General features: G+C 67.1%; 3 protein-coding genes. 1 reads left to right on the top strand and 2 read right to left on the bottom strand.

Annotated features, from left to right (window positions below; all coding sequences use genetic code 11):
* Positions 1-4 precede the first annotated feature (4 nt).
* Positions 5-166, bottom strand: a complete 162-nt coding sequence (locus tag EBL85_RS17220; RefSeq protein WP_190288074.1) for a hypothetical protein — start codon at positions 164-166, stop codon at positions 5-7.
* A 12-nt stretch (positions 167-178) separates the two neighbouring features.
* Positions 179-1,972 (bottom strand): ABC transporter ATP-binding protein/permease, encoded by a 1,794-nt coding sequence (locus EBL85_RS12515; protein WP_123143077.1) that lies wholly within the window; start codon positions 1,970-1,972, stop codon positions 179-181.
* A 309-nt stretch (positions 1,973-2,281) separates the two neighbouring features.
* Here EBL85_RS12515 and EBL85_RS12520 point away from each other — a divergent pair.
* On the top strand, positions 2,282-5,989 hold a 3,708-nt coding region (locus EBL85_RS12520; RefSeq protein WP_190288075.1), incomplete at its 3' end, for a tetratricopeptide repeat protein.

Here is a 5,989-nt window from a genome sequence, read left to right on the forward strand (position 1 = left end):
GCGTCTAGTCCGCCGGCGCCGGCGCCGCGAGCGCCGCCAGCGCCACCGCGCCGAGCAGCGCCAGCAGCGGCGCGCGCAACCCCAGCGCCGCGAGCAACGCGCGCACCCGCCGCCCCTCGTCGAATCCCTCCGCGCTCAGGCGTCGCCGCGCGCCACCGATCCGCATCGTCCATCCTCCCTAGCTCGACTGCGCGCCCTCGCGCTGCTGCAACTCCCACATCGCCGCGTACTGGCCGCCGGCGGCGAGCAACTGCTGGTGGGTGCCCTGCTCGCGGATACGCCCGGCCTCCATCACCAGGATGCGGTCGGCCTCGACCACCGTCGAGAGACGGTGCGCGATCACCAGGGTGGTGTGGTTCTCAGCGACCTCGGCCAGGGTCTGCTGGATGGCCTGCTCGGTGTGGCTGTCGAGCGACGAGGTGGCCTCGTCGAAGACCAGGATGCGCGGGCGCTTGAGGATGGTGCGGGCGATCGCCACGCGCTGCTTCTCGCCGCCGGAGAGCTTGAGCCCGCGCTCGCCGACCACCGTCTCCCAACCATCGGGCAGCGACTCGATGAAGTCGCGAATGTGCGCCATCTCGGCGGCCTGCTCGATCTCGGCGCGACTCGCCCCGGGGCGACCGTAGGCGAGATTGTAATAGATGCTCTCGTTGAACAGCACGGTGTCCTGCGGGACGATGCCGATGGCCGCGCGCAGGCTGTCCTGGGAGACGGCGCGGATGTCCTGACCATCGATCAGCACCCGCCCGCCGATCGGATCGTAGAAGCGAAACAGCAACCGCGACAGCGTCGACTTGCCCGCGCCGCTGTGCCCGACCACCGCCACCGTCTGCCCGGCGGGGATGGTGAAGTCGACATCGCGGAGGATGGCGCGCTCGGGCTGGTAGTGGAAATCGACGTGCTCGAAGCGCACCTCGCCGGTGCGCAGCGCCAGCGCCGGGGCGTCCGGGGCATCCTCGATCTCGGGCTCGCGTTCGAGCAGCTTGAACACCAGATCCATGTCGGCCAGCGCGTACTTGATCTGGCGATAGACGATGCCGAGCATGCCGAGCGGGATGAACAGCTGCAGCAACAAGGCGTTGACCAGCACCAGATCGCCGATGCTCATGCTGCCGTCGACCACCCCGCGGGCGGCGAGGATCATGATCAGGGTGACGCCGACCGAAATGATCGCCCCCTGGCCGAAGTTGAGCACCGACATCGAGTTCTGGCTGCGTACCGCCAACCCCTCCCAGGCGTCAAGGGTGGCGTCGTAGCGCTCCAGCTCCAGGCGCTCGTTGCCGAAGTACTTCACCGTCTCGTAGTTCATCAGGCTGTCGAAGGCCTGACTGTTGCCCTGCGAGTCGAAGCGGTTCATCTGGCGGCGGTAGTCCATCCGCCACTCGGTGATGGCGAAGGTGAAGACGAAATAGACCGCCACCGTGGCGAAGGTCACCAGGGTGAAGCTCAGCGCATACTGCCCGAGCAGCACCACCGCGATCAGCAGGAACTCGACCACCACCGGCAGCACGCTGAACACCACATAGTTGAGGATGGTCGAGACCGAGCGGGTGCCGCGCTCCAGATCGCGGCTGATCGCCCCGCTCTGGCGCCCCAGGTGGTAGCGCAGCGAGAGCCGGTGCAGATGCGTCAGCACCCGCGTCGAGAGCCGACGCATGGCGCGATAGCGCACCCGCGCGAAGACCACGTCGCGCAACTCGTTGAACAGCGAGGACGAGAGCTTGAGCGCACCGTAGCCGAGCAGCAGCGTCAGCGGCAGCACCAGCGCCTGGGTCTCGGGGTGCTCGAAGGCATCGACGATCTCCTTGAGCAGCATCGGCACCCCGACGTTGGCCACCTTCGCCAGTACCAGACAGCCGATGGCCAGCGCCGCGCGCCCCCGGAACTCCCAGAGGAAGGGCAACATCGCCCGCAGATTGTGCCAGTCACGGCGGTCGCCGTGGATGCGCTCGGTGGCGGAGATTCGTTTCATGATATGGCTTGAGCCGGCGTGCCGGCTTGGCTGGAGGTGGAACAACGGACGTCGTGGCGCACCACGCCGGGGCACGAGACCCCGACCGGCACGTCCGGCGTTCAGGGGAAGCAATTATGCGGCCAAGCGCGGTTGGGCTCCAGCGTGGCCAGACAAGCCGCTGTCATGCCGACCCGATCCAGCGGGGTCGGTGCTGGAGACGGATTTGAACCACGAAGTGGCGAAGAGCGCGAAGGATTTTTGTGTCGGGGCCGGCGCCTCACACGTCTTGTGACACGCCCCGTTGTTCGGTCAGAATCCTGGAGGCCAATGGATGAACAGATCTCGGGAGCCGTCACCGTCATGGAGCAGCCTATCACCCAACCTCCCTTCGTTGGCGCCTCGCGCATGCGGCTCGTTGACGGCTTGCTCTCGGTGCTGGATGAGGTCAAGACGCACCGCGAGACCCGGCTGGTCTCACTGGAAGCGCCCTCCGGCTGGGGAAAGACGCGAGTCGCCCAGGAGTTCTACGCCCGGCTCGCCGCGCGCGAGGCCGAGAGCAATCCCGAACGCTACTGGCCGGCCAGCATCCTCGACACCATTCCGCAGGCCCGGCTCGATCAGGTCGGCTCGCGGCGCAAGCATGTCTACCCCAAGTGGGTCGAGCGCACACCCAATGCCCTACCGAGCTTCTTCTGGTGGGGCATCGCCTGCGACATGCGCAGCGACGGCACCCCCTCGGAGGCCTTGCTCACCGATCTGCGCCAACTCGAGACGCACGCCCTTTATCTGGAAGCGGCCTGGGCGGCGGCGGTCTCGTTCAAGGAGCGACATTTCCCCAGCCTCGAGCAAGCCAAGGCATCACTGCTCCGTCACCGTCGACAGGCACTCGAAGCCGGCTGCGATGAACTCGTCGGCTTCAGCATCGGAAAGGCACTCGAACTCACCCTTCCAGGCGGCGGCATCGTCGCGCAAATCGCCCGACTCACGGCGGGCAAGGCCATCGACCGCAGGCGCAATGCGGCCCACATCAAGGCTGGTGGCCGTCTGGAGATGGATCAACCAACGGATATCATCGACGGGTCGGTCGACCTCATCACCCGGCTCGCCCACCCCGAACTGCCATTCGTCATCTTCGTCGAGGATCTACACCGCGCCACGCCACTGGTCGAAGAGCTACTGGCCCGACTGGTGCGCTCGAACGCCGCCATCCTCATCATCACCAGCACTTGGCCGGGAGAACTCGAAAGGCTCACGCAGCTCAACGCGCTGCTGGAGGACGCAACCCTGCGGCAGCGCTGCCGACGTATCCGCCATGATCAGCCACCGCCCCCCTCCTTCCCGGCTGACGCCTCTCTCGACGCCCTCCCCACCGAGTCCCTGGCCGAGCTGGTGGAGGCATACTACCCAGGCACGGCCGCCGAAGTCGTGGATCATCTGGCGCGGCGCTACAACAACCCACTCCCGCTGGAGCTGATCTGCACCATGCCAAAGCTCCAGCGTCGCTATGGCGGCCGCGCGCTCGAACTCAGCCCGGAGGCGATCGACGCCCTGCCCGACAACGACGTCCATACACTCTATCGCGCACTCTGGGAGGAACTACCAGAGACTGCCCGCCAGGCCCTCGCCCTGGCCACGCTCGCCATCCCGGACCGATCCAACGCCTGGCACAACGGCCTCACCGGTCAGGCCATCGCAGCCTACAGCGATCTGACCGACAACACGCGCATCGCCGAGCACCTGACAACAGAACAAATCCCCCACGGCTGGGTGCGGGCCATCGAGGCCCTGCTTCGTCGCTTCAACGAGCCCGATCAGCGGCGAATCGCCGAGGAAGAGCGCGGGCAATTCCTCTTCGATCCTGACATCGACGCCTTCTATCGACACCTCGGGGAACAGATCCGACACCAAGCCCCAGGAGAGACCGAGCGCGAGACCCAACATCGGGCCTGGCTCACACTCACGCTCCACCACCAGGGCAAGGGCGAGATCACCGACACCGAGGCCCTGATGGCCATTCGAACCCTCCAGCAAGCCCTGGCCGACCTGCCACGAGAACTGCCGACCCTGATCCGGTTGGGCGACTATCTGGAGAAATTGCAGGTCAACGAGGATTCGCCCGAGTTACTCGAAGCCAGGGCAGAGTATGGTCAAGCCCTTGGCGAATCGGGAAAACTCAAAGAGGCACTCAACAACCTGCAGGCCCTGCGCGCCGATCGAACCCGCATCCTCGGGCCCGATCACCCCGACACGCTCAGAACGCGCAACAACATCGCTTACTGGCAAGCACAGTCCGGTGCCATTGAGGATGCGCTCGCGGCCTTCGAGGCCCTGCTCGTCGAGCAAACCCGCATCCTCGGGCCCGATCACCCCGACACGCTCGCCACGCACAACAACATCGCTTCCTTGCAAGCCGAGTCCGGCGCCATCGAGGCCGCGCTCGCCGCCTTCGAGGCCCTGCTCCCCGATTGCACCCGCATCCTCGGCCCCGATCACCCTCAAACGCTCAGCATGCGCAACAACATCGCTGTCAGGCAAGCCGAGTCCGGCGCCATCGCGGCCGCGCTCGTGGCCTTCGAAGCTCTGCTCGCCGATAAAACCCGCATCCTCGGGCCTGATCACCCCGACACGCTCACCACGCGCAACAACATCGCTTACTGGCAAGCCGAGTCCGGCGCCATCGAGGCCGCGCTCGCCGCCTTCGAGGCCCTGCTCCCCGATTGCACCCGCATCCTCGGCCCCGATCACCCCCACACGCTCACCACGCGCAATAACATCACTTACTGGCAAGCCGAGTCCGGCGCCATCGAGGACGCGCTCGCCGCCGCCGAGGCTCTGCTCGCCGACCGAACCCGCATCCTCGGGCCCGATCACCCCGACACGCTTAACACGCGCAACAACATCGCTCGCTGGCAAGCCGAGTCCGGCGCCATCGAGGTCGCGCTCGCCGCCGACGAGGCTCTGCTCGCCGACCGAACCCGCATCCTCGGGCCCGATCACCCCGACACGCTTAACACGCGCAACAACATCGCTCGCTGGCAAGCCGAGTCCGGCGCCATCGAGGTCGCGCTCGCCGCCGACGAGGCTCTGCTCGCCGACCGAACCCGCATCCTCGGGCCCGATCACCCCGACACGCTCACCACGCGCAACAACATCGCTCGCTGGCAAGCCGAGTCCGGCGCCATCGAGGCCGCGCTCGTGGCCTTCGAAGCTCTGCTCGCCGACCAAACCCGCATCCTCGGGCCTGATCACCCCGACACGCTCACCACGCGCAACAACATCGCTCGCTGGCAAGCCGAGTCCGGCGCCATCGAGGTCGCGCTCGCCGCCTTCGAGGCCCTGCTCCCCGATTGCACCCGCATCCTCGGCCCCGATCACCCCCACACGCTCGCCACGCGCAACAACATCGCTTACTTGCAAGCCGAGTCCGGCGCCATCGAGGCCGCGCTCGTGGCCTTCGAAGCTCTGCTCGCCGACCAAACCCGCATCCTCGGGCCCGATCACCCCCACACGCTTAGCACGCGCAATAACATCACTTACTGGCAAGCCGAGTCCGGCGCCATCGAGGCCGCGCTCGCCGCCTTCGAGGCCCTGCTTGCCGATTGCACCCGCATCCTCGGACCCGATCACCCCGACACGCTCACCACGCGCAATAACATCGCTCGCTGGCAAGCCGAGTCCGGCGCCATCGAGGCCGCGCTCGCCGCCGCCGAGGCCCTGCTCGCCGACCGAACCCGCATCCTCGGGCCCGATCACCCCGACACGCTTAACACGCGCAACAACATCGCTCGCTGGCAAGCCGAGTCCGGCGCCATCGAGGTCGCGCTCGCCGCCGCCGAGGCCCTGCTCGCCGACCAAACCCGCATCCTCGGGCCCGATCACCCCGACACGCTCACCACGCGCAACAACATCGCTCGCTGGCAAGCCGAGTCCGGCGCCATCGAGGTCGCGCTCGCCGCCGCCGAGGCCCTGCTCGCCGACCAAACCCGCATCCTCGGGCCCGATCACCCCCACACGCTCGCCACGCGCAACAACATC

The organism is Marichromatium sp. AB32 (assembly GCF_003718675.1).
GTDB classification, from domain to species: domain Bacteria; phylum Pseudomonadota; class Gammaproteobacteria; order Chromatiales; family Chromatiaceae; genus Marichromatium; species Marichromatium gracile.

Bases quoted from the DNA above. Each gene is read 5' to 3' on its own strand.
- EBL85_RS12515 (WP_123143077.1), bottom strand. From the start codon at position 1,972: ATGAAACGAATCTCCGCCACCGAGCGCATCCACGGCGACCGCCGTGAC.
- EBL85_RS17220 (WP_190288074.1), bottom strand. From the start codon at position 166: ATGCGGATCGGTGGCGCGCGGCGACGCCTGAGCGCGGAGGGATTCGAC.